The 24,080-nt window shown below is 47.9% G+C and carries 30 protein-coding genes; 21 read left to right on the forward strand and 9 right to left on the reverse strand.

Going from position 1 to position 24,080, the window contains the following annotated elements; genetic code table 11:
* Positions 1–882, reverse strand: a complete 882-nt coding sequence (locus tag KOG47_RS05405) for a chemotaxis protein CheV (RefSeq protein WP_074036778.1) — start codon at positions 880–882, stop codon at positions 1–3.
* Positions 883–1,104: 222 nt separating this feature from the next.
* Between KOG47_RS05405 and KOG47_RS05410 the strand changes: the two genes are divergently transcribed.
* The 9 genes from KOG47_RS05410 to KOG47_RS05450 all read left to right on the forward strand — a co-directional run bounded on the left by KOG47_RS05410 (position 1,105) and on the right by KOG47_RS05450 (position 9,399).
* Complete coding sequence (locus KOG47_RS05410) at positions 1,105–2,541, forward strand: NADP-dependent glyceraldehyde-3-phosphate dehydrogenase (RefSeq protein WP_214690790.1); 1,437 nt, start codon at positions 1,105–1,107, stop codon at positions 2,539–2,541.
* Positions 2,542–2,649: 108 nt separating this feature from the next.
* Positions 2,650–3,624 (forward strand): MBL fold metallo-hydrolase, encoded by a 975-nt coding sequence (locus tag KOG47_RS05415; RefSeq protein ID WP_031423403.1) that lies wholly within the window; start codon positions 2,650–2,652, stop codon positions 3,622–3,624.
* Positions 3,621–4,364, forward strand: coding sequence for an SDR family NAD(P)-dependent oxidoreductase (locus KOG47_RS05420; RefSeq protein WP_215243851.1), 744 nt, complete (start codon positions 3,621–3,623; stop codon positions 4,362–4,364). The genes KOG47_RS05415 and KOG47_RS05420 overlap by 4 nt, the downstream gene beginning before the upstream one ends.
* Positions 4,365–4,378: 14 nt before the next feature.
* Positions 4,379–5,554, forward strand: coding sequence for an ABC transporter substrate-binding protein (locus tag KOG47_RS05425; protein ID WP_215243852.1), 1,176 nt, complete (start codon positions 4,379–4,381; stop codon positions 5,552–5,554).
* Positions 5,541–6,314: an ABC transporter permease subunit gene (locus KOG47_RS05430; RefSeq protein ID WP_215243853.1), complete on the forward strand. Its 774-nt coding sequence runs from the start codon at positions 5,541–5,543 to the stop codon at positions 6,312–6,314. Before KOG47_RS05425 ends, KOG47_RS05430 begins: the two co-directional genes overlap by 14 nt.
* The gene (locus KOG47_RS05435) at positions 6,311–7,018 is read left to right on the forward strand and encodes an ABC transporter permease subunit (RefSeq protein WP_214781393.1); all 708 of its coding nucleotides are present in this window, start codon (positions 6,311–6,313) and stop codon (positions 7,016–7,018) included. Before KOG47_RS05430 ends, KOG47_RS05435 begins: the two co-directional genes overlap by 4 nt.
* Entirely contained in the window at positions 7,015–7,893 is an 879-nt protein-coding gene (locus KOG47_RS05440; RefSeq protein ID WP_215243854.1) for an ABC transporter ATP-binding protein, read from the forward strand. The genes KOG47_RS05435 and KOG47_RS05440 overlap by 4 nt, the downstream gene beginning before the upstream one ends.
* A 1-nt stretch (position 7,894) precedes the next feature.
* Entirely contained in the window at positions 7,895–8,476 is a 582-nt protein-coding gene (locus KOG47_RS05445) for a CDP-alcohol phosphatidyltransferase family protein (protein WP_012726514.1), read from the forward strand.
* Complete coding sequence (locus KOG47_RS05450) at positions 8,473–9,399, forward strand: NAD(P)/FAD-dependent oxidoreductase (RefSeq protein WP_074036789.1); 927 nt, start codon at positions 8,473–8,475, stop codon at positions 9,397–9,399. The genes KOG47_RS05445 and KOG47_RS05450 overlap by 4 nt, the downstream gene beginning before the upstream one ends.
* A 13-nt stretch (positions 9,400–9,412) precedes the next feature.
* Here the strand turns inward: KOG47_RS05450 and KOG47_RS05455 are convergent, their stop codons facing one another.
* Both KOG47_RS05455 and KOG47_RS05460 read right to left on the reverse strand, forming a co-directional pair.
* On the reverse strand, positions 9,413–9,766 hold the full coding sequence (locus KOG47_RS05455) for a hypothetical protein (RefSeq protein WP_215243855.1): 354 nt from the start codon (positions 9,764–9,766) through the stop codon (positions 9,413–9,415).
* 102 nt (positions 9,767–9,868) lie between these two features.
* On the reverse strand, positions 9,869–10,183 hold the full coding sequence (locus KOG47_RS05460; RefSeq protein ID WP_215243856.1) for a thioredoxin family protein: 315 nt from the start codon (positions 10,181–10,183) through the stop codon (positions 9,869–9,871).
* Between the two features lie 123 nt (positions 10,184–10,306).
* Between KOG47_RS05460 and KOG47_RS05465 the strand changes: the two genes are divergently transcribed.
* Positions 10,307–10,855, forward strand: a complete 549-nt coding sequence (locus KOG47_RS05465) for a PadR family transcriptional regulator (RefSeq protein ID WP_084543069.1) — start codon at positions 10,307–10,309, stop codon at positions 10,853–10,855.
* 5 nt (positions 10,856–10,860) lie between these two features.
* Here the strand turns inward: KOG47_RS05465 and KOG47_RS05470 are convergent, their stop codons facing one another.
* Positions 10,861–11,691 carry an aldo/keto reductase gene (locus KOG47_RS05470; protein ID WP_214690799.1) on the reverse strand — a complete coding sequence of 277 codons (831 nt, stop codon included), beginning with the start codon at positions 11,689–11,691 and terminating at the stop codon, positions 10,861–10,863.
* 72 nt (positions 11,692–11,763) lie between these two features.
* Here KOG47_RS05470 and KOG47_RS05475 point away from each other — a divergent pair, with 72 nt between their 5' ends.
* Positions 11,764–12,294 carry an NUDIX domain-containing protein gene (locus KOG47_RS05475; protein ID WP_159562421.1) on the forward strand — a complete coding sequence of 177 codons (531 nt, stop codon included), beginning with the start codon at positions 11,764–11,766 and terminating at the stop codon, positions 12,292–12,294.
* 112 nt (positions 12,295–12,406) lie between these two features.
* Positions 12,407–12,886: a ferric iron uptake transcriptional regulator gene (fur, locus tag KOG47_RS05480; protein ID WP_012726507.1), complete on the forward strand. Its 480-nt coding sequence runs from the start codon at positions 12,407–12,409 to the stop codon at positions 12,884–12,886.
* Positions 12,887–12,928: 42 nt separating this feature from the next.
* Here fur and KOG47_RS05485 read toward each other — a convergent pair whose 3' ends face one another.
* Genes KOG47_RS05485 through KOG47_RS05500 form a run of 4 tightly spaced genes read right to left on the reverse strand, consistent with a single transcriptional unit; the run spans position 12,929 to position 16,338 of the window.
* Positions 12,929–13,765 (reverse strand): Cof-type HAD-IIB family hydrolase, encoded by an 837-nt coding sequence (locus KOG47_RS05485; protein WP_215243857.1) that lies wholly within the window; start codon positions 13,763–13,765, stop codon positions 12,929–12,931.
* Between the two features lie 19 nt (positions 13,766–13,784).
* Entirely contained in the window at positions 13,785–14,165 is a 381-nt protein-coding gene (locus KOG47_RS05490) for a VOC family protein (protein WP_074036798.1), read from the reverse strand.
* Positions 14,162–15,331, reverse strand: a complete 1,170-nt coding sequence (locus KOG47_RS05495) for an MFS transporter (RefSeq protein WP_215243858.1) — start codon at positions 15,329–15,331, stop codon at positions 14,162–14,164. The genes KOG47_RS05490 and KOG47_RS05495 overlap by 4 nt, the downstream gene beginning before the upstream one ends.
* Positions 15,328–16,338 (reverse strand): ROK family protein, encoded by a 1,011-nt coding sequence (locus KOG47_RS05500; RefSeq protein ID WP_214690802.1) that lies wholly within the window; start codon positions 16,336–16,338, stop codon positions 15,328–15,330. The genes KOG47_RS05495 and KOG47_RS05500 overlap by 4 nt, the downstream gene beginning before the upstream one ends.
* Positions 16,339–16,564: 226 nt before the next feature.
* Between KOG47_RS05500 and xerD the strand changes: the two genes are divergently transcribed.
* The 7 genes from xerD to KOG47_RS05535 all read left to right on the forward strand — a co-directional run bounded on the left by xerD (position 16,565) and on the right by KOG47_RS05535 (position 22,157).
* Positions 16,565–17,449 (forward strand): site-specific tyrosine recombinase XerD, encoded by an 885-nt coding sequence (gene xerD, locus KOG47_RS05505; protein ID WP_167365518.1) that lies wholly within the window; start codon positions 16,565–16,567, stop codon positions 17,447–17,449.
* Between the two features lie 23 nt (positions 17,450–17,472).
* Positions 17,473–18,639 carry a phosphopentomutase gene (gene deoB / locus KOG47_RS05510; RefSeq protein WP_196430830.1) on the forward strand — a complete coding sequence of 389 codons (1,167 nt, stop codon included), beginning with the start codon at positions 17,473–17,475 and terminating at the stop codon, positions 18,637–18,639.
* A gap of 13 nt (positions 18,640–18,652) precedes the next feature.
* Positions 18,653–19,462: a purine-nucleoside phosphorylase gene (locus KOG47_RS05515; RefSeq protein ID WP_012726501.1), complete on the forward strand. Its 810-nt coding sequence runs from the start codon at positions 18,653–18,655 to the stop codon at positions 19,460–19,462.
* 28 nt (positions 19,463–19,490) lie between these two features.
* Entirely contained in the window at positions 19,491–20,792 is a 1,302-nt protein-coding gene (locus tag KOG47_RS05520) for a pyrimidine-nucleoside phosphorylase (protein ID WP_012726500.1), read from the forward strand.
* Between the two features lie 114 nt (positions 20,793–20,906).
* Positions 20,907–21,347, forward strand: a complete 441-nt coding sequence (locus KOG47_RS05525; protein ID WP_074036812.1) for a peptidylprolyl isomerase — start codon at positions 20,907–20,909, stop codon at positions 21,345–21,347.
* Positions 21,348–21,436: 89 nt separating this feature from the next.
* Positions 21,437–21,793, forward strand: coding sequence for a GCN5 family acetyltransferase (locus KOG47_RS05530; RefSeq protein ID WP_074036814.1), 357 nt, complete (start codon positions 21,437–21,439; stop codon positions 21,791–21,793).
* An 85-nt stretch (positions 21,794–21,878) separates the two neighbouring features.
* Positions 21,879–22,157: a hypothetical protein gene (locus KOG47_RS05535; protein WP_214781377.1), complete on the forward strand. Its 279-nt coding sequence runs from the start codon at positions 21,879–21,881 to the stop codon at positions 22,155–22,157.
* 31 nt (positions 22,158–22,188) lie between these two features.
* Here the strand turns inward: KOG47_RS05535 and KOG47_RS05540 are convergent, their stop codons facing one another.
* The gene (locus KOG47_RS05540; protein ID WP_215243859.1) at positions 22,189–22,656 is read right to left on the reverse strand and encodes a DUF309 domain-containing protein; all 468 of its coding nucleotides are present in this window, start codon (positions 22,654–22,656) and stop codon (positions 22,189–22,191) included.
* 83 nt (positions 22,657–22,739) lie between these two features.
* Between KOG47_RS05540 and KOG47_RS05545 the strand changes: the two genes are divergently transcribed.
* Both KOG47_RS05545 and scpB read left to right on the forward strand, forming a co-directional pair.
* On the forward strand, positions 22,740–23,507 hold the full coding sequence (locus tag KOG47_RS05545; protein ID WP_031423432.1) for a segregation/condensation protein A: 768 nt from the start codon (positions 22,740–22,742) through the stop codon (positions 23,505–23,507).
* Entirely contained in the window at positions 23,485–24,078 is a 594-nt protein-coding gene (gene scpB, locus KOG47_RS05550) for an SMC-Scp complex subunit ScpB (RefSeq protein ID WP_074036818.1), read from the forward strand. The genes KOG47_RS05545 and scpB overlap by 23 nt, the downstream gene beginning before the upstream one ends.
* Positions 24,079–24,080 lie beyond the last annotated feature (2 nt).

Raw genomic sequence — 24,080 nt, forward strand, 5'->3', positions numbered from 1 at the left:
TTATCCTACAAATTCATCGAGCGTCGCAATCAACATTCCGATTTCTGGTTTCGTGATTTGAGCGTTCGCACCGACGGCTTCCCCTTTATGTTTCAAGTCATCTGAAATGAGTGACGAGAAGATGATGATTGGAAGTGTTGCGTATTGGTCCATCTCACGAAGACGCTTCGTCAAATGAAGTCCATCCATCTGTGGCATCTCAATGTCGGTGATGAGGAGGTCACACTCGGCACCTTCTTGTTCAAACGCATCGAGTGCCTCTTTCCCGTTATTGAAGACAGTCGTATTGAAGTACCCCGCGTCATCCAACGTGTCGAGAATCAATGTGCGGAGCATTTCTGAATCTTCAGCTAGCCAAATGTTTTTGTTCGAGCGCTCACGAGCGCCGAGTCGCTTCACAGATTCGCGAGCCATGATGTCCTTACGTGACAACTCGAGCGCGATTCGCTCATAATCGAGCAAGATGATCATCTGGTCACCTGTTTTGACGACACCGTTTGTAATGCCTTGAACACCACGTGCGAGATCGGACGGGGTATCAATTTGTTCCCAAGAGATGCGTTTGATCTCGGTTACCTGGTCGACACGAAGAACCGACTTCTCACCGTTGAACTCACAGACAATCAAACGATCATCACTTCCGACTTCACGCGGATGGCTGATGACCATCGGAAGGTCGATGACGGTCATGACTTCACCGCGCAGCTCGATTAATCCCATGATGGCTTCAGGCGTACCTGGGAGTGGCGTCAATGGAAGCATCGTGATAATTTCACGTACTTTCATGACATTGATGCCGAACAAGAACGGTCCAGCTTGGAAAATGACGATTTCAAGTTCGTTCGTTCCTGCTTCAAGTAAAATATTATGATCAGTGCTCAATGGTAGTCCCTCCTATTTCACGTACTCTCATCTTTACTATCGGTATCCAATCGATAAATCTACAGTAAAAATAGTGTCAACTCTCATCAGAATTCACAAAAAGTTTCATAGTAACCGTTTACATCTCATAAACTGAATCGTTATAGTTGTCCAATGCAAAAAAATCTGCATACAATGGGGTTGGCAACGAGATATTACAGCTTACTCAGGAGGCAGATAGAGATGATGAGTATGAACACATATCCATATTTATTGAATGGTCAATGGCAGGAATCTTCAAGCAACGAAACGATTGAACTCGTTTCACCATATAAAGACGAAGTCGTAGGTCGCGTTCAAGCGATGTCACGCGATGAAGTCGATGAAGCCATCCATGGCGCAAAACGTGCACAACAAGAATGGGCGGCGCTTCCGGTCAACAAGCGCGCTGAATTATTGTATGCATGGGCAGAAAAACTCGAAGAACGCGTGGATGAGATTGGTCAAATCATCATGCGAGAAGTCGGGAAAAACTTGAACGACGCGAAGAAGGAAGTCGTACGGACGGCGGAAATCATTCGTTATACGGCAGAAGAAGGAATTCGCTTCAATGGCGGCTTCATGCAAGGCGATTCATTCCCAGGTGGCTCGAAAAACAAGATGGCCATCATCAAGAAAGAAGCGCTCGGTGTCATCCTCGCGATTTCACCGTTCAACTACCCGGTAAACTTGGCAGCTGCTAAGATTGCGCCGGCGCTCGTCACAGGAAATGCGGTAGTCTTCAAACCAGCGACGCAAGGTGCAATCAGTGGGATCAAGATGGTCGAGGCTCTTCACGATGCCGGTCTTCCAAAAGGTCTGTTGAACCTCGTGACAGGTCGCGGTTCGGTCATCGGTGACTACTTGACATCACACCCAGGGATCGACATGATCACGTTCACAGGTGGAACGGGTACGGGTCAACATTTGTCACAACAAGCGTCGATGGTACCGGTCGTACTCGAACTCGGCGGGAAAGACCCAGCCCTCGTTTTAGAGGATGCAGACTTGACGTTAGCAGCTGACCAAATTGTCAGCGGAGCGTTCTCATATTCAGGTCAACGTTGTACAGCAATCAAGCGCGTCTTCGTCCTTGAAAATCAAGCGGATGAGCTCGTCGATATGTTGAAAGAACGTGTCGCAAAACTTTCAGTCGGTTCACCGGAAGAGAACAGCTTCATCGTTCCTTTAGTTGATGCGAAGACGACGGATTATGTACAGGGTTTGATTGACGACGCCGTCAATAAAAAGGCAACGGTCGTTTACGGTAATAAGCGTGAAGGAAACTTGCTTCACCCGACATTGCTTGATCATGTGACGACAGATATGCGTGTCGCATGGGAAGAACCGTTCGGACCGGTCCTCCCGGTCATCCGTGTGAAATCACTCGACGAGATGATCGCACTCACGAATGAATCGGAGTTTGGTCTTCAGGCGAGCGTCTTCACACAAAACGTCAATAGCGCCTTCACGGTCGCTGATAAGTTAGAAGTCGGTACGGTCCAAGTGAACGGACGGACAGAACGCGGTCCAGACCACTTCCCATTCATCGGTGTCAAGCAATCGGGACTCGGCGTTCAAGGAATCGGACGTAGCCTTGAGACGATGACACGTGATAAAGTGACGGTCATCAACCTATAATATGAATCATTCATGAGGGAGAGACATCTCCCTCTTTTTTGTTTGATTGAAAACGCATCTTTCAGACGGGTATAATGGAGAAAGACAGGAAGAAGGGGTGGTGATGACATGGCGGACTGGATTTCTAGCCAACTGGCAAGACTCGATATCCCGACACCGTTCGAAGTCGGGAACGTGAACGTATATATCGTTGAACATATGAACCGCTTCTTCATGGTCGATTGTGGACCAGACACAGAAGAGGCGTGGACCTCGTTGAACCGTCAACTTGAAGAGCTTGAACTCTCGTTGGCGGATATCGACTTTTTATTTTTGACACATCATCATGCTGATCATGCCGGACAAGCATGGCGTCTTCGCGACGCATCCATCCCCGTGTACGGGCATGAAAAGCTCGTTCGATACTTAGAGCAAACCCCAAACTTTTTGAAGCGTGGCAATCACTTTTTACATGAATTGGCCGTCTCTTTCGGGGCCCCGGCTCCACTCGTGGAAAAATTACCAGACTATCGCGAAGCGCTTCGCTGGATTGGTCCGACGACTGTCACGATGACGTTTGGGGACGGGCAAGCATTGACCTCGGATGGGGCGTGGCAGACGATCCATTTACCTGGACACGCCAGTGACCAGCTCGGGTTGATTGGTCCCGGAGGAGTCTTGATTGCCGGAGATCACCTCATCGACAAGGTCGAACCAAATCCGCTCATCGAACAGCCGTATGATGACGAAGGATTTGCATCACCCGTCATTCTCTATATCGATTCGCTTAAAAAATTACGCGGGATTGATTTAAAGCTCGTCGTCAGTGGACACGGTGAACCGATTCACCATCCGAATGATTTAATCGAGAGTCGGATTCGCCAACGGTATGAGCGCAGTGAACAATTGCTTGCCGAATGGGAAGATGGACTTAGCGTTTTTGATTGGTCAATGAAGTTATATGGACGAAAGATGCGACGTGGGATGCCGCTCGTCTTCAGTGAAGTGTTTGCACGACTCAGTTTACTCGAGGAACGTGGCGACATCGAGAGACGTCGAGATGATCAAAAATGGATTTATACGAAGAAAGAAGTGATGTCGTGAAACGAGTAGTCATTACTGGTGCGTCAAGCGGGCTCGGTGCCGCATTGGCGCATTCTTTTTATGAACATGGATACAACGTATTGTTGATTGGAAGAAATGAAGAACGGTTAAAAAAGATTGCCGCAACATGTGAAGGGGATTGGATGTGCGCGGATGTCGCAAAGTCAACCGCTCTCGTTCATGATGTGAGCGAACGGTTCGGGAAATTTGACGTATGGGTCAACAATGCAGGCATGGCCGAATTTGATTTTGTGACCGATCAGTCGACGGATGTGATAGAAGAAACGATGCGTGTGAACGCTCTCGCACCGATGCTGTTATCGCGAGATGTCGCCCGCGTGATGGAGCGAGAGGGTATCATCGTCAACATCTGTTCACAGGCTGCGAAAGTACCGACACCTAAGTCAGCCGTCTACGCAGGGTCAAAGGCGGCACTTTTACAGTTTTCGAACGCGCTCAGGCTAGAGTTGAAGCCCCGTGGCATTCACGTCATGACGGTCAATCCAGGACCGATTGCAACGCCGTTCTTTAATCGAGCTGATAAAAGTGGTACATATGCTGAAAGTGTTCAAAGGATCATGCTTGACCCGAAACAATTGGCTGATGCGATTGTCAGAGGAAGTCGTAAGCGAAAACGTGAAATCAATGCGCCGTGGTGGATGAACGTAGGGGCGAATGTGTATGCAATCTGTCCAACCATGTTCGAAATGCTCGCAAAACGGGGATTTGAGAAAAAGTAAAAAGGGGGATTAAGATGAGGAAATGGAGAGTACTGCTCGCAACTGTCATGCTAACATTCGTGGCAGCGTGTGGGAGTGAACAGGCAGTTGAGTTTTCGGACTCGTTTGAAAAAGCAGCGACGACGGCAGAAGGGTCGACCGTCAACCTATATATGTGGGGTGGGGACGAGGGCATCAACAGCTACATCGATGACTACGTGGCACCTCGCCTCGAGGAATCTTACAATGTCGAATTGAACCGTGTCGCAATGGATACGGCAGAATTCATTCGACAATTATCACTCGATAAAAAAGCGGACAGACAAGTCGGGACGATCGATGCCGTCTGGGTCAATGGCGATAATTTCCGAAATGCGAAAGAGGCTGGTCTTCTTCGAGACGGACTGATGGAACGTGTCCCGAACGCCGAGTTATTAAACGAAACGGCCCAGCAATCAGATGCTGGCACCCCGACAGAGGACTTGGAGCTCGCATGGGGGAATGTACAATTCATCATGCATTACGATGCTTCGAAAGTGGACAATCCTCCTCAATCGTTTGAAGAATTACGTCGCTGGACTGAAGACAATCCAGGTCGATTCACGTATCCTGAAGTCACAGATTTCACCGGGAATGCCTTCGTCCGCCATCTATTGTATGAACGATACGGTGACGAGTTGGACCAAAAAGCGACCATTGAGGATTCGTTCTGGGATGACTTGAAAGCGTGGTCTCCGAATTTGTGGAAAGACGGACAAACGTATCCAAAGACGCTCGAACAACTCGATCAGCTCTATGCATCGGGAGAAGTTTGGATGACGATGGGATTCAACGAACGTCGAGCCGAGGCGGAAGTGACGGAAGGGATCTTCCCGAAAGAGACACGCGCGCTCGTCCTCGATCACTCCATTGCCTCGACACACTTTTTAGCAGTCCCATTCAATGCCCCGAATCCAGATGGGGCGTTAGTCCTTCTTCAAGAACTGTTGTCTCCTGAAGCACAGCTTGTCAAACAAGGACCAGAATATTGGGGAGACGGCACATCACTCGACTTAACGAAGCTTGACGTGAATGACCAACGAGCGTTTGAAGAATTAGGGGAGGGTGTCACGTACCCAGATTCGGAGCAGTTGCTCGAACGTTCGATTCCGGATTATGGACCGAACGTGATTGACACCGTCCGCGAGGAGTGGCCACGTGTTGCGAAGTAGTGTCGCAGTGACGATCATGGTGTCGCTTCTTCCTCTCACTGCTCTCGTCTTTCTCGCCATAGAGTCAATGGGAACGGATTGGGGCTCGCTTTTAACAGATGAGACGTGGCGCGATAGTTTCGTCACGACGATTTATGTCGTCAGCGTATCGACCGGTCTATCGCTTGTAATCGGGACGTGGCTTGCAAGAACGGTCGTCCAAAAAGGTTGGCGTTTCCTATCGTCTGTACTCCGACTTCCGATGTTTGTCCCTCACATTGCCGCTGCATACCTGTTTTGGTTATTGTTCACCGGAACGAATGGCATCGGATGGATTGAGGCGAACGAACGAAACTATGTCACGGTCATCCTGACCTATATATGGAAGGAGACACCGTTCGTCTTTTTAATGATGCTCGGGACATATGAGCAATTGAATCGGGGTTACGTCGAGATGGCCAAGACGCTCCAACTCTCTCCGTTTGACCAGTTCAAACATGGGGAGTTGCCGTTTCTGATGAAACCATTACTCGATTCGGCATGGATTTTAATCGCCTTTATCTCGTTCGCATACGAGGTCCCGGCATTGCTCGGCGTGACTTACCCGAAACTCATCGGTGTCCTCGCGTATGAACGACTGTCGACTGGACTCTATTTAGAGGCGACAGAGCCTTATGCGGTCGCCCTCGTCTGGACATGTCTTGTCGGAAGCGGCGTATTCCTATCTTACGTATTGACCGCATCCATACGACGACGAATTGAACGTGGGGTGAGACGATGATTCGACAAGGGCTTCTCATCTGTTTGACGTTCATACCGTTTATCAGCCTCTTTTTCGTAGTCCCGACATTTGAAATCGAGAACAACATGGCAATCGTTCATACGATAGGATTGATTGTGATTTTATCTGGGATCAATGTGTGGCTCTCGATGATGTGTGCCTGGTGGCTATTGTGGACAGATTCTAGATGGAAACATGTCATCGAATGGCTCGTCTTTTTACCATTGTTCATTCCGATGCTGGCCACATTGTTTGGCCTCTATCTGATTTTGGCGGAAGCTGGTCTGATTGGGACGTATGTCGGCGTCACCCTTGCCCTGCTCGTCGTGACGATTCCCTATTCAATCCGCCTCGCCTACAACGGAATGGCGGTCATCGGTCGACCACTTTTGGAACAAGCTCGGATTCTGCCATCGAGACGGCGAGTCATGTACGTGCTGTATCCGCTCTTTTCTAGATTGATGCGGACCATCGCGTTGTTCACGACCGTCATTTTGCTCAGTCAATTTGCGCTGATCCAGTTGATTGGTGCGGGATTGATTCCGACCGTGACGACAGAATTGTATCAATCTTATGCGGGAAACAATCGTGGTCTAGCTCTCTCGAACACATGGATGCTCATCCTATTCCCCGTTCTCCTCTATTTCCTGCTCTCAGGATGGGATCGGTATATGGTGCGTATGCTGAAAGGACGTCTTCAATGAGTTTGAATGTACAAAATCTATATAAACAATTTGGAACGAAACAAATACTAAATGGTGTCGACTTCGAGGTTAAACCTCACGACATTCACGCAATCGTCGGTGTGAGTGGTTCAGGGAAATCGACGATTCTACGAATCATCGCAGGTCTTGAGTCGACTGACAGCGGTGACGTGAAATGGAATCACCGTTCTTTAATCCCTATCCCTGCGCATAAACGGCGCGTGACGATGCTATCGCAAACGGCTTTATTGTTCCCACATTTGACAGTCGGAGAGAATGTCGCGCTCGTGACTCGAGAGCGTTCTCGTAAGCAAGCCGAACATTGGTTACGAGTCGTTCAACTCGGTGACCGATATGATGCCGAGATACACGAACTGTCTGGTGGCGAACAACAACGGGTCAGTCTTGCCCGAGCTTTAGCTGCTGAACCAGAACTACTGTTATTAGATGAACCCTTTACAAACCTTGATCCCAAACTCAAGCTCGACTTGCAGCGTTTTATCCGGGACTTAGTGAAAGAACTCAACTTGACGGCGGTATTGGTCACTCATGATCGGGAAGAAGCGATGCTCATGGCAGACCAGGTGACGCTGATTGATGAAGGCAAGGTGACACGTACGGGGACGGTTGCGGAGTTATACGATACGGCCCCTGGATTCGGTGACTTTGTCATGCTCGATGGAGAACTGCGACCGTTGTCTGAAGTGGAGGTATCCGAAGCGACTGGTGTGTCGGTTCAGTTGATGAAGAAAATTTATCGATTCGGTCAATGTTTCGGGGAATATCAGTTCAAGGATGGACGATCCGTCATGTTACCGACGTGTGAAACGTACCAAACTGGAATGATTTATCGAATTAAACGAAAGGAGGAATAGTATGCTCGATACGTACGGAAGTCGTTACGTTCAACCGGTCATCGAGCGTGGAGCGAATCGATTGCTCAAATGGAATTTCACGCCGAACGAAGTGACAGTACTTGGAGGAATCATCGGAATCTCGACCGGAATCTTTATCTATAATGATATGCACTGGACTGCCGTCATCTTACTGTGGCTATCTGGCTTGTTTGATGTTTTAGATGGGACGATGGCTCGAAAGTCGAAAACGAGTGGGTTTGGAACGGTGCTTGACCTCGTCTTGGACCGATTCGTCGAATTGTCGGTCGTGATTGCCCTTGCCCTTCGTTACCCGGAATATATGCCTATTTTTCTCATTCTGATTGCTTCATTTGTGATCGCCATGACACTGTTCCTAGCTGTCGGTGCGAGTAGTTCAAAGCGCTCAGAGAAGACGTTTTACTATCAGCCAGGAATTATCGAGCGAACAGAGTGCTTCATTTTGTTCACGTTGATGATTCTCTTCCCGAACTGGGTCGGCGGGATTGCTCTTATCTTTTTATTGCTTGAAGTCATGACAATCACACAACGATTCATTGAGGCGCGGAGGATTTTGCGATGAAACCGAAGTTGGTGTTGGCCGGACTTGGACACGGACAGCTAGAAATTCTCGATCGTATTGAGGAGATATGCAAACATTATGATGTTCGCTTCATTGGAGACTGCCAGACGATTTATACAGGTGCGTTTCCACAAGTGATTGCCGGGCTCATGGATTCAGCTACGGTCCGATCACCTCAACTAGAGCCGGTCGCAAAGCGGGTGCTCTCGATTGACCCGATTCAGCAGACGGTTCAAACAGAAAACGGAATGTTTGAATACGATCAACTCGTTTTAGCCACCGGTGCGAAAAGTCGGGGAATCGGCACGCCACTTAAACCGATGTCACAAGCTTTACTCGACCAAATCGAATCGAGTTCACAAGTGACCATCGTCGGAGGCGGGAAGGCCGGCGTAGAATTGGCGTTCACGTGTGCTCGCACAAAAGATGTGACACTGTATGCAAAAGAGATATTACCAGACGTCTCGGTCCATACTAGAAAGCACATCGAGCGATTGTTGGTCAGAACAGGGGTCATGGTCGTCAAACAGGCGTTTCATGCAGACACATCGGAAGGGCTTTTATTGGATGCGACGGGGGTTGTTCCCGTGGAATGGTGGACTGAATCAGGGCTTGCAAAACCTGAGAGTTTTATAGAGGTAGACAAATATTTACGCCATCATCATTTTACAAATATATATGTAACAGGAGATATGGCATCCTCCTTAAATGGAGGCGTCGATGCTGTTAGGTCAGGGCGCTATGTCGGCAAACGGTTACTAGAGGAAACAAGTCGACCATTTCGGAGACGTCAATCGATGAATATCTTACTGACGACACCAGGGCGCGCCTTGCTAACATATGGAAAGTTTACATGGCATGGTCGGACTCCATATTATATGAAGCGGTGGATTGACTCGCGGTATGTTCGGCATTACAAGTAGTCGGAGGTTCACGTTATTCGCTTAAAAGATGACCAATCACGTCGTTCGATTCCGATTCAACGAGTACTTGTGGAATCTCGACCGTACGCTGTGGATCAGGGGGGAACGTGACGAGCCAGGCACGTGTTCCTTCAAACCGATCATCGACTAAGTCATAACGATCATCGACTGTAATGGATTGAATCGTAGCCTGTTTCCCGTTTTCATCGGTTGGTAGCCAATTCTTATTGTGTAGATAGGTAACAGCACTTTTTATGATAGCCGTCTCGTCATCAGACGGCATGGATGGTGACGTGGATGGTTGTATGCAGCCGACCAACATCAACATGGTAAAACAGAGTGGAGTGAAAAGGCGTGTAAACGTCATGATTGTTTCCCTTTCTCATTTGGTTATTTCTTACAGTATAATCGAGGATGACAGAGGTGTGTACAAAAAATTCCTGCAGTCGAATGGGCTGCAGGAATCAGGTCATGCTTGGATCGTATCGAGGAAAGAACGGATTTGCATCTCCGACTTGGCGTTCGCCGAGTGGAGGTGTTCTTGTTTTACCCCGTCTTTATAGTAAAGAAGTGAAGGGATGCCGCGAACTTCTTGTGCATCAGATAGCTCTGGGAGTTCGTCGCGGTCGACGACGTGCCAGTTAAATTGTGGATAGTCTTTGACAAGCTCATCGACATACATGTCTAGACGTTTACAGTCCGGGCACCATGATGTAGTGAAGACCACCATTCCATGATCTTTTGTGGCTTCGTCAAATTGTTGTGATGAATGAATCGGTTGCATAGACAACTCTCCTTTCTTCTATCTATTTTGTCGGGTTTTTAACGGGTCGTCAACAGATTGGCATTCTCGAAACCATTTGAGAATGTGATACACTATTAAAAATAGCATGAGAAGGAAAAGGTGATGGATATGGCGTTACGTCACGCATTGCTCGGGTTATTGACCCATCAGCCTGCGACCGGGTACGCCTTGAACGCGACGTTCAAGGCGCAGATGATTCATTTTTGGAACGCCCATCATACACAGATTTATCGGGAACTGTTAAAGATGGAAGAAGAGGCACTCGTTTCGGCGGAACATGTCTCTCAACAAGAGTTGCCAGACAAAAAAATATACTCCATCACGGATCGAGGACGAGAAGAGTTAATCAATTGGTTACGTCAACCAACGTCGTTCCAACCGAAAATGAAGGATGAAAACCTCCTGCGTGTCAGTCTGCTCCAATTGTTGCCGGTTGAAGAAGCGGTCCGATATATCGAAGAGACAAAGGCACACCATGAGCAGGTCGCACAACAGATTCGTATGTTTCAAGAAGAACATCAATCGGACGAGGATACACTTGGCTATTTGCTGACGAGCGAGTATGCGATCCGAATGATGGAGAACTATGCCGGATGGGCGGATTGGGCGATCGAACAGATTCAAGCACGCAACGAAAAACACGTGACCTGAGCGGATCAGGTCACGTGTTTTGTGTATGGGTGAACCGGTAAACGAGCGAGTAAGCGATCAAGCACTTCATCATCGGTTTTGGTCTCAAATGAACGAATCGTTTCGTTCAATTGCTTGACTGAAGAGGCGCCTGGTAAGACGACGTCACAGAACCGTTTTGCAGCTTCGAGTGCATAGGCTTGAATCGGTGTCGGCATCATCGCCAATTCACTTGCGAGTTCCTCTTTTCGCCACGTCTCAAATCCCTTATCTCCGAGACGAGTCTCCCATTCATCCGTTAATAGGCCTTTGGCAAGAACCCCTCGACCGACGATGGGGATTGAAATGTTGAGCGTCTCTGCCCGGCGGTCGAGTAGGGAATACGGTGTCATGAGAACATCGAGGGCACCGGATTTGACCCAATGGTTGATGACGTTCGGACGAATCGACGAGAGTCCGATTTGTCGGATTAGACCATCTCGTTTTTGTTTTTGTGCCCATTCAATCGTTGCGTCGAGGTCATCCTCGAGCGTGCCGCCATGTATATAATATAAATCCAGATAATCGGTTTTCAATCGCTCGAGCGATCCGTGCAATGCTTCCTCTAAATAGAACGGATCAGGATTCCAACGCATGCCCTCCTCAGTCAATTCGTTGCCACCTTTACTCGCCAAAAATAAGTGTTGTCGCTCTTGACCCAACGTTTCCCCAATCACACGCTCGACAGCTTGTCGTTCATAGACGTCTGCCGTATCGATATGGCGAATCCCCGATTGAATGGCCGTTTCCAGGATATTCTTTGCCTCTTTCTCCCCATGTTTCAAAATCGTCATCGTTCCGAGTCCGAGTTCACTCATTTGGATTCCTCCTTGTTCGAAATGTAGGTTTGACTCATAATCAGAGTATATCGAAAAGTGAGGAGTAATCATATGGAAGAAAAAACGATTGAGCGGGAAGTCATTTATCAAGGCAAAATCTTCGATGTGGAAAAGCATGTCGTTTCCCTTCCGAACGGAAACACGTCTGTACGTGAACTCGTCTATCATAACGGAGCCGTCGCTGTACTCGTCATTGATGAATCGGACAACATCGTCATGGTGGAGCAGTACCGAAAAGCGTTTGAATCGATGTCGCTTGAGATTCCAGCCGGTAAGTTGGAAAAAGGCGAAGAGCCGATGGCGAGTGCCGAGCGCGAGCTCGAAGAGGAGACGGGCTACACGGCGGAATCGCTTGAAAAGATTTTTTCTTTCTACGGGGCACCTGGGTTCTGCAGTGAGCGGGTCGATGTATATGTCGCAAAAGGGTTATCTGCCGGTGAGATGAATTTAGACGAAGATGAATTTTTAAATGTGAAACGATACTCATTTGATGAAGCCGTCGATTTACTGGACCGAGGCATCATTACCGACGCCAAGACAATTATGGCAATCCAATGGTGGCAATTGTCTAGATTGAAATAATTCTAATCTAAGTACTTATATGATAAACTTACATAGTAATGATTTTAAATTGAAAATTGAGTAAAACTTCGGTATGCTTTCAGTAGTGAACTATGTATAGAGGGGGCGCCTTATGGAAACGCGAATTGAACGAATTAAACAGCAATTGAGCGCCAAAGGATATAAATTAACACCACAACGTGAATCGACGGTACGTATCTTACTTGAGAATGAGAGTGACCATTTAAGTGCGGAGAACGTCTTCATGCTCGTGAAAAGCATCGCACCAGAAATTGGACTCGCAACGGTTTATCGCACATTAGAATTATTGACAGAGCTCGGCGTGGTCGATAAAGTCAACTTCGGTGACGGAGTTGCACGCTTTGACTTACGTCCAGAAGGGGCGAACCATTCGCACCACCATCTCGTCTGTGTCGAATGCGGCTCGGTCGAGGAAATCATGGAAGACTTGCTCGTCGATGTTGAGAAAAAAGTCGAGAGTAAATACGAATTTTTGATTAAAGACCATCGCTTGACGTTTCACGGTATCTGTAAAGTATGCCAAGCAAAAGGCGTCACACTCGAAGGTCATAAAGCAGTCATCAACGGTTAATGCAGAAAGGACAGACGACCCCAACAGGTCATCTGTCCTTTTTCAATGTGTGATATATCGCTCAAGAATCTTCGAAATCCCATCGTCGTTGTTTGATGTCGTGATCTCACTCGCAATGTCGATCAATGCATCGACGGCATTTCCCATGGCAATCCCAATTCCTGCGTATTCAATGATTGAACGGTCGTTATGACCATCTCCGAAAGCGATGACGTGGTCACGATTGATACACAAGTCCTCGAAGACGTGACGCAGCGCCTTCGCCTTATCAATGCCGAAATCGGTGAATTCATAATACATCGCCGCTGTGAACATACTCGTGACCCGACCTGTGAAAGGACCAGCTAATGCAGTTGCATTCTCTCGTAAGTATGAAGGCTCGCCAGCAACGAGAATCTTATGGACGGGGAAGTCGATAATCTCGATTAAGTTTGGTTCTTCTCGCAATTGGAACTGACCGCTTCTCGATTCATATTCGATGATGTTAATCAATTTTCCATTCACTTCAAGTTGTCCCTCGAAAACGTCGCGCACATACATATACGTATCATCGTTAATCATTGGGATGACCTCGTAGTGCTCTAAGTGCTTTAAGATTGAGCGAACATCCTCGATTTGCATTGCTTGTTCAAAAAGCGTATCGCCTGTAGAAGCGTCCGTGACACATGCTCCATTAGAAGAGACAATCAACCCGCCGAACTCGTTCAATTTCAACTCTTGTGCATAGCGAATCATCCCTCGCTTTGGACGTCCTGACGCAAGCACCACTTTGACACCTTGCTCTTGCAATGCAAGTAGCGTGCGCTTCGTCTGTTCCGTGATGATTTTCTCGTCATTTAACAGCGTTCCGTCTAAATCAAGTAAAATTGCCTGGATCATGTGTGTTGTCTCCTTCTGTTTAGATTGTCAATTCGATGATGTTGCCTTCCGGATCAAGGATGACGCTTTCGTAATAACCATCACCGGTCGTCCGTGGACCGTCAACGTGTGTGTATCCATCAAGTTGAAAGCGTTCCGTCAAGGCATCTACCGCGTGTTTACTTCCTAGTGAAAAGGCGAGATGTGCATACCCGGCCGATTCTTTCGGATGTTCTTTAAGGTGAGGTCGTCTCATCAGTTCGAGTCGGCAACGTGAACCTCGAAACGTTAAAAAGTACGATTCAAACTGTTTCTTCTCGTTTTCATATTTATCATTTGACTGTGCATCAAAATAGACTTCGTAAAACCTGCGCATGTTTTCGATGTCGTTTACCCAAAGGGCGACATGTTCAATTCTCATATAGAATCATCCTCTGATGTTCGTCTAATCATTTGATTCAACCGTTCTGTATTGAAGAGCATCCCGGTCATGATTAGGATGATCACAAACGGTAAAAAACGGAGTGAAGTCATAGACACGATTAATCCGAATAACGGGGGGAGAAACGTACTCCCTGAGTAGGCGAATGCCATTTGAAACCCCATCAAACGTTTCGATTGTGCCGAGCCAAACCGATTCGGCGTATCGTGAAGCATACTTGGATAAATCGGAGCCAATCCGAAGCCAATCAGCATCAAGCCGACGAGCATCGTCGCGGAGATTGGGATGAAGAAGAGGATGCTTCCGACAAGGGCGAGTATTTGTCCCATCCGAATCATCTGTTTGTTCGTGAAACGGAACGAGAGGAATCCGCTCACAAACCGTCCAATTGTGATACTACCGTAGTAGATGGACACCCATGCCGCAGCCGTCGCAATGGAAAACTGTTTCATCTGCACAAGATAACTGCTCGTCCATAACCCAATCAACGCTTCGACCCCGCAGTAAAGTAGAAATGTGGCCAATGCATAGGACACTCCGGTCGGTAGCTTGCGATCGAGTGTCGTGACGGCTGTTTCTTGAGGATGTGCAGTGGAATCCTCTTTCTGTTTCCAAAGTGGGAAAGACAACCACAATACGAGAGCTAAACTGAACTGAACGGCGGCGATAATCAAATAGCCGTCACGCCATCCATCCTCTGTTAATACACCCGCCATGACGAGTGGTCCCCCGGTCGCGCCGATTCCCCAAAAGCAGTGTAGCCAGTTCATATGATGTGCTTCGTAATGTTCGGCAACGTAATGATTCAGAGCGGAATCGACGGCACCGGCGCCTAGACCGAGCGGGATGGCGAATACGAATAGCCAACCGATTGAAGGAGCATAGTAGAATCCGAACAGACAGAGCGCTGTGAGTAATGTCGAACCGAACGTGACTTGTTTCGTGTCAAAATGTTTCAATAGTTTACCGCTCAGTAGACTCGAAAGAATCGTTCCACCAGCAATCGTCATAAAAATCCATCCGACCATCGATACCGGTGCGGAGAATTCTTGATGCATAAGTGGCCACCCGACACCGATGAGGGCATCCGGAAGACCAAGACTGATAAATGCGAGATAGATCACGGCCAACAAAACAATCGTCATACGTCACCTCGCGGAATCGTTTCGAGCATCAATTCAATGCCGAGGCGAGCCAGTCCGGAAAAGTAATCCTCTTCCCATTCCCCAATCCGTAGACGAGGAAGGTGACGAGAGGGAAGATATCGTTCGCATGCGCGGTCGATGTGAGACAGATCGTCAGTAATGAGGTCGACGTCTGAAAAGATGAATGTGTGTGGGTTTAGTGTCGCAGCAAATGTAGCGACGAGCCGTCCTAATGCATCGATTTCTTCTTTTTTCAGAACATGTGGTCCATAAGGCTTGTTTTTTATGCGGTCAAAGAAAGTTGCATCATCATAAAGCGGAAGAAATGAAACTTCACCACTAAACCCGGATTGTCCGCGAGCGACATGTCCATCGAGCAAGATACCAGCACCTGGACCATTCTTTCCGAGGCCGAGATAGACGATGGACTGATGTGTTGTGGTCTCATCTCGTATGGAAAATCCATAGACGGCGGCATTCATATCATTTTCAATGACGACCGGAAGTCCAGTTCGTTCCATCAACCAGTTCTTCAAATCTAAATGCGCCAGTGATGGATATTCTGGGGCGAAAACAATTCGACCCGTATCGACTGCAGCGGCGACGCCGACAGAGATGGCACCGATTTTTATTGTGTGCTCATCGAATGTATCGACGAGTTTGCCTAACGTCTCTAAATGCGTGCCTGAGACTAAAGTTACACCTTCTTCAACATTCTGAGTTTTACAGTCAATCAAGCGATAGTGAATCTCGCTCGCTTCGATATATAGGGTCAGGCAACATCGGAATGTTGGATTGTATTTATAACTTTTTGCGGGTCTTCCTCCTTTTGGGGCAAGTTGACCGTGTTCGATGACTTCACCGTGTTCAATCATGTCATCAATCATCTTCTTAACGGTAGGGAATGAAACGTGTGTGGCCTTACTCAACTCGGAAATTGTCGAAACGTTGTGTAGGGCAATTTGCTTTCGGATGTCGACTAGTAATTCATGTTGTGGATCTTTCATCACGATTCAACTCCTATCCACTTTTTAAAATACTTTAATAAGTTATTTGTAGTATAACGTTTCTCATTTGAAGATGCCAGAAAAATAAGAATTCTGAGATGTATTTTTATCACGTAAACGTTCACAAAAAAGTGAATAAAAAATGAGGTCAGACATCTTCACAACAGTTTACATAAGTGATATGCTGTAAGCGTATTCAGGTGAAACAAGGAAGGAGGAGGGTATGATGCGTTCGCATATCGAGTCATTTCTTCAATACATGACAGTTGAAAAGCGGATGTCCGCGAATACGAGACAGGCGTATGCGAGCGATTTGACGCAGTACGCATCGACCTTGACCCAACTTGGGGTAGAAGAGTGGAATGAAGTGACACGTTCGCATATCGTCAAACATATCGAAGAACTGTCACAGGCGGGGCGTGCCTCGTCCTCATTAAGACGAGCTGTCAGTTCGATCCGGATGTTTCATCATCATCTCAAAATGACCGGAGTCACGACGACCGATCCGTCTCTTTACCTAGAATCTCCAAAAGCAGAAAAGCAACTTCCGGATACATGGTCACAAGCGGAAGTTGAACGTCTGTTGGACAGCGTCCCGACGTCGGACCCGCTCTCGTTACGAGACCGAGCCATGCTTGAATTGCTTTACGGGACAGGGATGCGGGTCAGTGAACTTTTAGGTTTGGATTTGGATGATTTGCAGTTCGAATTGGGGTATCTACAATGTGAAGGGAAAGGCGAGCGCGCAAGAATCATTCCGGTATCCTCGGTTGCCCAAAGTTTTGTCGAGCGTTACATCCAACAAGCTCGTAACGGACTTGGCGGCAGAGAGACCGAAGCGCTCTTTTTAAACGGCAGAGGAGGACGGCTCAGTCGCCAAGGATTTTGGAAGATGATCAAACGACGAGCCAAACTTGCTGGAATTGACAAAGAAATCACACCGCACGTACTCCGTCATTCTTTTGCGACACACCTTCTCGAGAACGGTGCGGATTTACGCGCCATTCAACAGATGCTCGGTCATGCGGATTTAGCGACGACGCAAGTGTATACACACGTCAACAAATCACGATTGCATGATGTGTATCGTAAGCATCACCCTCGTGCCTAGACACCGAAAAGGAGGAATTTTTTGTGAAGAAGTTTAAACGTATTTTCTTAGTCGTCATGGACTCGGTCGGTATCGGTGAAGCACCAGATGCTGAACAGTTCGGTGACAAAGGGGCCGACACGCTCGGGCATATCGCGCGTGAACATAACGGATTGAACATGCCGAACATGGGTAAACTTGGACTTTCGAACATCAAGCCGATTCAAGGCATCGATGCATCGGATGCACCGAGTGCGTATGGTCGCATGGAAGAAATCTCAGCTGGTAAGGATACGATGACAGGACATTGGGAAATCATGGGTCTTCATATCGATACACCATTCCGAGTATTCGAGGAGTTCCCTGATGACTTGATTCACCGCCTCGAAGAGTTCAGCGGACGTAAAATCATCGGGAACAAACCGGCGTCAGGAACAGAAATTTTGGACGAACTCGGTGAAGAGCATGTCGAGACTGGCGCTCTGATTGTCTATACATCAGCCGACTCAGTCCTTCAAATCGCAGCACACGAGGACATCGTGCCGGTTGATGAGTTGTACCGAATCTGCGAATACGCTCGTGAAATCACACGTGAAGATCCATACATGCTCGGACGAATCATCGCTCGCCCGTTCATCGGGACACCAGGAGCATGGGTCCGTACGGCAAACCGTCACGATTACGCCTTGAAACCATTCGGCAAGACCGTCATGAACACGCTTGAGGAAGCTGGGAAAGACGTCATCGCATTAGGGAAAATCAGCGATATTTACGATGGTGAAGGTGTGACAAAAGCGGTCCGCACGAAATCGAACATGGATGGCATGGACAAATTGGTCGAGTCGCTCGAGGAAGACTTCGAAGGGCTCTGCTTCTTGAATTTAGTTGACTTCGACGCATTATTCGGTCATCGTCGTGACCCGGAAGGCTATGCGGTCGCGCTTGAAGAGTATGACGCTCGCTTACCGGAAGTGATGGAGCGCCTTCGTGAAGATGACTTGCTCATCATCACGGCTGACCACGGAAATGACCCTGTTCATGCCGGTACAGATCACACGCGTGAATACGTTCCGCTCATCGTTCATCACAACGGAGCGAAGGCGGTTGATTTAGGCATTCGTGGTACGTTCGCAGATATCGGTGCGACCGTCGCTGACAACTTTAACGTTGCGGCACCATCAAACGGAAAGAGTTTCTTAAACGAAATTTGAGGAGGCAATATTCATGGTAAATTGGAACGAAACAAAAGCGTTTTTGCAGGAGCGTATGGGCAGTACACCAGAAATCGGACTCATTCTAGGGTCGGGACTTGGAGTCCTCGCGGACGAGATTGAGAACCCGGTAGCGATTCCTTATGAGGAGATTCCACACTTCCCGGTATCGACTGTCGAAGGACATGCGGGTCAACTCGTGTTCGGTGAACTTGAAGGAAAACGAGTCGTCGCCATGCAAGGACGGTTCCACTTCTATGAAGGATACTCGATGGAACAAGTGACGTTCCCGGTTCGTGTCCTCAAATTGATCGGTGTCGAGACTCTCATCGTCACAAACGCGGCAGGAGCGTGTAACGAGTCATTCAACCCAGGCGACTTGATGATCATCACAGATCATATTAACTTCTTTGGTACGAGCCCGCTCATCGGGAAGAACGCGAGTGAATTCGGGACACGTTTCCCTGACATGTCAGAAGCGTACGATAAAGAGCTCGTGAAATTGACAGAACGTGTCGCTTCAGACCTTGGACTTTCTGTACAAAAAGGGGTTTACTTCGGTAACACAGGTCCTACGTACGAAACACCAGCTGAAGTCAAAATGGCCCGTCTTCTCGGTGGCGACGTCGTCGGTATGTCGACCGTTCCAGAAGTCATTGTCGCGCGTCATTCGGATATGCGTGTCCTAGGGATCTCGTGTGTCTCGAACATGGCAGCAGGCATCTTAGATCAACCACTCAACCATGAAGAAGTCATCGAAACGACAGAGCGCGTTCGTCAAGACTTCCTCTCTCTCGTACGTGGCACGATTAAAAGCATGTAAGTAACTTAATTTTAGGAGGACGACAGTTATGCGTATGGTCGATTTGATTTTAAAGAAACGTAACGGTGGAGAATTGAACGAAGAGGAGATTCGCTTCGTTGTCGAAGGTTTCACGAACGAATCAATCCCTGACTATCAGATGTCAGCCTTATCGATGGCCATCTACTTCAATGGGATGACTGAAAACGAGACGGCTGCATTGACGATGGAAATGGTGAAGTCTGGTGATACGATTGACCTTTCCAACATCGAAGGGAAAAAAGTTGATAAGCACTCGACGGGCGGCGTCGGGGACAAAATCAGCTTGATCGTGGCACCACTCGTTGCTTCAATCGGCATCCCCGTTGCGAAGATGAGCGGTCGTGGTCTCGGTCACACGGGTGGTACGATTGATAAGCTCGAATCATTCCCGGGGTTCAACGTTGAATTGACGGAAGAACAATTCACGAAACAAGTAAATGATATCAAAATGTCGATCATCGGTCAGACAGGGAACTTGACGCCTGCCGATAAGCGCTTGTATGCGCTCCGCGACGTTACGGCTACGGTCGAATCGATCCCGCTTATCGCAAGTTCAATCATGTCGAAGAAGATTGCAGCAGGCGCGGACAGTATCGTTCTTGACGTCAAGACAGGTTCTGGTGCGTTCATGAAATCGTTTGATGATGCGAAAGCCCTCGCGGAAGAAATGGTCGCAATCGGGAAAAACGTCGGACGTAAGACGGTCGCGGTCATCACAGACATGGACCAACCGCTCGGCTTTGAAATCGGGAACGCGAACGAAGTGAAAGAAGCGATTGAAGTCCTCTCAGGTAAAGAAGTCGAAGATTTGAAAACAATCGCGCTCACGATCGCTGGACATATGGCTGTCCTCGGTGAATTCTATCCGACGTTTGAAGAGGCGTATGCCGACCTTGAGAAGCGCATTGCAGATGGACACGCACTCGAAGTGTTCCGCAAGTTCGTCGAAGCACAAGGTGGCGACGCATCACTCGTCGATGATGTGACGAAATTACCACAAGCTTCATATGAGACGACATTCGTCGCAAAAGAAGCAGGTTATGTCGAGTCGATCATCGCAGACGAAGTAGGTGTTGCGGCGATGCTTCTCGGTGCAGGACGCGCGACAAAAGAAGACAAAATCGATTTTGCGGCAGGCATCACGCTTGAGAAAAAAGTCGGCGACCGTGTCGAGGCAGGCGATGTGATCGCGGTACTCCGTTCGAACATCGAAGACATGTCTTCAGCCATCGAGCGTTTAGACCATGCGTATACGATCGGTGCAACGAAACCAGAGGCACGTCCACTCGTTCACGCGGTGATTCAATAAGGCAGAACGTCTGTTTCCACAAAAAAGTGGAGACAGACGTGTTTTTTTGATAAGATGGGTAATGTGAGTGTCAAACAGCAGGATACATATTATGAAAAAGGGGTTGCTTGAAACATGAAAAAAGGTTCTATGAAACTTGAAAATGGCGAAATGATTGAATTTGATTTATTCCACGGTGAAGCACCGATCACGGTTGAAAACTTCGAAAAACTTGCGAACAGCGGGTTTTACAACGGATTGACGTTCCACCGTGTCATCCCTGGCTTCGTCAGCCAAGGTGGTTGCCCACAAGGAACTGGAATGGGTGGCGCAGGCTATACGATTCCTTGTGAGACATCGACATCGTTCCCGCACAAACACGAAGCGGGTTCACTCTCAATGGCCCACGCAGGTCGTGACACAGGGTCTTCACAGTTCTTCATCGTCCATGAGCCACAACCGCATTTGGATGGTGTCCATACGGTATTCGGTAAAGTGACATCTGGTCTTGAGCATGCCGTCAAACTTCGTCAAGGTACGAAGATGGCAGAAGTGAAGGTTTGGGACGAGAATTGATTTTTGCCTGAAGGGTATGGCACAATGAACCATGTCTCTCACGTGTTCACGTCGTGAAACTTGAATGACAAAAGGTGGTGAACCCAGCAATGCTGGTCAAATATAAACGTTCTTATGAAAAGACGGCGATGGGTCTACTCGCATTCTCATGCAGTGACAAATCTCCGCTAAGCTTGCTTGAACTCGTCCGATCGTATGACGAGGAGGAGTCGAAGTTCCTCTATTTGTGGAAAGTCGGTGAAGACTTCGTTGGTATCATTGGTATGGAGCAACAAGAAACGACAATGGTCATCGACCATATCGCCTTGTCGCCATCATTCCGTGGCGAGAAACGTTCTTACGAGCTTCTAGACGAGGTAAGAAACGTCCTTCCACTTGATTTGACGCTAACCGGTACAGGCAAGACGGGCGATTTATTGGATAAATGGAATCAATTAGTCGTCTGATGACAAAAACCCCCGCAATCTTGGACTGCGGGGGTTTTGCATATTGCATGGAGTAAATCACAAACCCTTTAAATGAGGTGGATTCATGAATCGAGTAACAATTGATGAACTGATCAATCGAATGGAGCAAGTGCTCAGGCAAGAACGAACGCGAGAAGAAATCTCTGATTGGGCACATCAGTGGATGGAACAGTATGAAAATATAGATGGATTTGATTGGACAGCTTCTGACGAGGTGGTTTGGTCCTGCTTACAAACGATAGTTGGCATGGATTTACTTGAAACCCCTTCTGAATATTTACATGATCGGAGCGATCTCGAGAGTTGGGTGATGGCGTTTAAGAAGTTAAAAAATCATCATTGATCATGAAAAGGAGACTTCTTGAATCTTGACGTCAACTTCTGGCACGTTGCCTTTTTAAAAGTGCCAACTCCCGTTCCATAATCACTTCGCTCCGGTCACGGTGTAGATGTTTATGAACGAGTTCCTCGAACGCCAGGTCCGTCGATGGAAACGTCGATTTTAGGGATTCGACCGTCTCACGGACATCTGATTGCAATGGAAGCGTCGCGCGAAGCGGCCATTCCTCGAGTTGTGCGATGAAGGAGTCGACATCTAGACCGAGTTCATTCAAATAGGGAGAAGCGATGTCAATCTTTCGACGTAAGAGTCGCAAGCTCTTTTTTGCGCCGACCAAATTGTCGCGCCGGAGGTGATAGTGGATGACAGCATATTGGATGAGCGCTGCATAGCCGTGGTGACGGCGTCCGTCTGCCTGCCACGCCTCTTCTAATACCTCATGACATTCGAAATAATCGGCATGACATTCAAAAAGCAACGTATAATGAATAAAAGGGGTCATGAATCAATTTTCTCCTTTCGTGTCCACGGTGTTATAAAACATGTTATACTAAAGCGCAAAAATGTAAAATGGCAGGTGTCTCTATGGAAGCCTATAACGTTAAAATTGATACGTTCGAAGGTCCACTCGACCTGTTGCTCCATTTGATTGGAAAAATGGAGATTGATATCGTCGACATTTCCGTGGCAGAAGTCACTGACCAGTATGTCGGCTATATTCGCACGATGCAAAAATTTGAACTCGATGTGGCCAGTGAATACTTGGTCATGGCGGCGACGTTGCTCCAATTGAAGAGCAAACAATTGTTACCGCCAGTTTCGGTCGAGGATGAAGAGGTTCCAGACTTCAGTGAGGAACCGACGCGTGAAGGTCTCATTCGTCAATTGATTGAATACAAAGCATATAAAGAAGCGGTCGTCTTCATGCGTGAACAAGAAGAACACCGGCTTGAATTGTATACGCGACCGGGTGAAGATTTGACGACTTATATGTCTGAAGAGGTGTCTAAGTATGACGGACCACTCAACTTCTCGGATCTTCTCCACGCCTATTCGAAGATGATTGAACGGAAACGTTGGAAAGAACGACGCAAAAAGACGATCAAGCGGGAAGAGCGTACGCTTGAAGAGCAGATGACGCGTCTTCATGAACACGTATCGTCGACGAGACAAACGTCGTTTTTCGCCTTTTTTGTTGAGCAACCGAACGTCTCGGATCTCGTGGTAACGTTTATGGCGCTTCTTGAGCTGATCAAGCTACGGGTCGTCGTAACAAAACAACTCGACCAAGATATTCAAATCTCATTCATTGAACCATCAAAGAAAGGGGATGAAGCGGTTGCTGTCTTATGAGACGATTATTGAAGGATTGCTGTTCGTCGTCGGTGATGAAGGGATGGAAGTACGCGCGCTTGCCGAGACGCTCGATATCTCAGAAGCTGCGGCACGAGAACAGCTCAGTAAGCTAGAGACATCGTTCAAATCATCGAATCGGCCGTTTCAGCTCATGGAATCGGCAGGTGTCTACAAGCTCGTGACCGTTCCGGACGTCTCTCCGTACATTCAAAAATATGTCGGGACGATGGCTGAGCAGGCGCTCTCACGTGCAGCGATGGAGACGCTTGTTATCATCGCCTACAAACAGCCGGTCACACGAGCGGATATCGAAGAGATTCGCGGGGTCAAAGTCGAACGGGTCATCCATACGTTGTTATCGAAAGGATTGATCGAATCGGCTGGTCGTGCGAAGACGATTGGTCGTGCCAAGCTGTATCGTACGACAGAGCACTTCCTCGACCATTTCGGGTTCAACTCGCTCGAAGAATTGCCACCATTAACATTTGAGGATGAACTGACAGACGAAGGCGATTTGTTCTTCGGTCAGGAATCACCGAAGCAAGAAGAGAGATTGGAGAAGGATTAATC

This window comes from Exiguobacterium sp. s121, assembly GCF_018617245.1.
In the GTDB taxonomy this organism is placed as follows: domain Bacteria; phylum Bacillota; class Bacilli; order Exiguobacteriales; family Exiguobacteriaceae; genus Exiguobacterium; species Exiguobacterium profundum.